The 1,600-nt window shown below is 52.9% G+C and carries 2 protein-coding genes; one reads left to right on the top strand and one right to left on the bottom strand.

Annotated elements, in window-relative coordinates; all coding sequences use genetic code 11:
- Nucleotides 1–145 precede the first annotated feature (145 nt).
- Entirely contained in the window at nt 146–292 is a 147-nt protein-coding gene (locus tag AC0QHF_RS00640) for a hypothetical protein (RefSeq protein ID WP_324702256.1), read from the top strand.
- Nucleotides 293–304: 12 nt separating this feature from the next.
- Here the strand turns inward: AC0QHF_RS00640 and AC0QHF_RS00645 are convergent, their stop codons facing one another.
- Nucleotides 305–1,405, bottom strand: coding sequence for a formylglycine-generating enzyme family protein (locus tag AC0QHF_RS00645; RefSeq protein ID WP_324702257.1), 1,101 nt, complete (start codon nt 1,403–1,405; stop codon nt 305–307).
- Nucleotides 1,406–1,600 lie beyond the last annotated feature (195 nt).

The raw sequence follows: 1,600 nt of genomic DNA on the forward strand, positions 1-1,600 counted from the left end.
GTCGGCTGGCGCAATGTCGATCGCGATGAAAACAAGACCTTCCCGGGAATTCAAGCCCAGCAAATTAGCGTCGGCGGATGAAATAAAACACTTGTGCGTTAACAATCATAGATAAGAGCGGGGCGATCGCCATATTAACAGGCTCTTGAAAATTGACAAGTTCGGACATCTATTCGATTGGTATTTTGCCGTCAAATTGTCCGGAAAAATCGTCGCCAGTCATGGGCGATCGCTTTCTCCAATTGCCCTGTCCCATCAAGTTCGGATCGTCAGTTTTATCAAAACGATTTGAGCGGACATGAGATCAACTCGGAAAGGCTTTATCGATATCGCAACAGATTCTAAACCCATAGTTGCTGCGTCCGGTGGGAATGTTGCGGAGGCGCATCGCCGAACGGCAGTCTTCCGGGTGAACGTCCCAGGAACCGCCCCGGAGCACTCGGAACCGATTGTCATTTATCAAATCATTCAAATAAACCAAATAATCCTGATAGCGATCGCCCGACATTTCCTCATCCCAAACCCGCCCATTTGTCGGCGCATCCTGGTAATCATTATTCCACGGATCGGCGCACCACTCCCAAGCGTTGCCGTGGGTGTCGTACAAACCGAAGGCGTTGGGGGGAAAACTGCCGACGGGTGTGGTGCCTTCCCGGACGATACCTTTCGGGGCTTCGCCGTAGGTAAAATCGCCGTAAAAGTTGACGATATCCGTGGTAATCGTCTCCCCGTAATAAAACGGCGTGGCGGTTTCGGCGCGGCAGGCGTATTCCCACTCCGCCTCGCTGGGAAGTCGGTAGGTTCGGTTGGTTAATCTGGAGAGTCGGGCGCAAAATTCGATCGCCTCAAACCACGTCACCCACTCGGCGGGGCGGTTTTCTCCGTCGTATTGAGAGCGATCAGGTTCCAGGTCGATCGCGAGTTGTGGCAGGTTTGCGATCGCCCGCCATTGTCTCTGGGTGATAGCGTATCGACTCATAAAAAACGGCGCCACAGTTACTTCGTGCTGGGGCCCTTCGGTCATGCCCCGTCCCACTTCCGTTTCCGGGGAACCCATCAGAAACGTTCCCCCCGGAATCAATATCATTTCGACGGCGATATTTTCTCCCAACGATTCGGTAAAAAATTGCCCCTGCAATTCCCGGCGCCAGTTGATATTCCCCCGGGAATCGACCCGCAGGGTTTCAAAACTGACGCGCTGTAAAGGAAGATTTTCAGGAACTTCGGGCGGTTCAAATTGATCAACATCGGGCTGTTTTGCAGGCGTTCCGCCGGAGTTTTGATTTTCGGAACGGTGGCGATCGGACAAACATCCCGCCACGAAAAATCCGGTCGCGGTTTGGCTGGCCAACCGGATAAACTGACGGCGGGTTGAGGCTTGCAATTGTCTTCGATCGTTGTCCATAGATCCCCACGTGAGACACCGGCTCGGAGAAGATACCGTCCATTTTACCGCAAGCTCTCCAGAAACCGGGTTTCTACCAATATCTTAGGGGAGAACCCAAGCGGCTTCTAGAAACCCAGTTTCTTCCTCTCCCAACTCGGCTGGTTCTAGAAACCGGGTTTCTTCCAATATCTTAGGGGAGAACCCAAGCGGCTT

It is taken from the genome of Lyngbya sp. CCY1209 (assembly GCF_055795065.1).